Here is a 300-nt window from a genome sequence, read left to right on the forward strand (position 1 = left end):
AAATGTAAATTAACATCCGTTGTTTCTTCGACTAATTTCAATAAATCGGTTTTATTTTTTTCTTTTAAGTTATTTTCTAGTTCAACATTTGAATCGAAATGATCTTCAATCGGACGTTTGGCTTTGCCTGTCACAATTAAAATATCTTCGATTCCTGAAGCTAGTGCTTCTTCTACGATAAATTGAATTGTTGGTTTATCAACAATTGGTACCATTTCCTTAGGCATAGCCTTAGTTGCAGGTAAAAATCTAGTACCTAATCCAGCTGCTGGAATAACTGCTTTTCTTACTTTCATTTTA

General features: G+C 32.0%; 1 protein-coding gene. It reads right to left on the bottom strand.

Translation table 11 applies throughout. The features are described from left to right. Nucleotides 1-296 (bottom strand): sugar phosphate nucleotidyltransferase (locus QP324_RS11980; RefSeq protein ID WP_284816201.1); only part of this gene is annotated, 296 nt, incomplete at its 3' end. Between the last annotated feature and the right edge of the window lie 4 nt (nucleotides 297-300).

The organism is Corynebacterium sp. UMB0012, assembly GCF_030216265.1.
Classification (GTDB): Bacteria; Actinomycetota; Actinomycetes; order Mycobacteriales; family Mycobacteriaceae; genus Corynebacterium.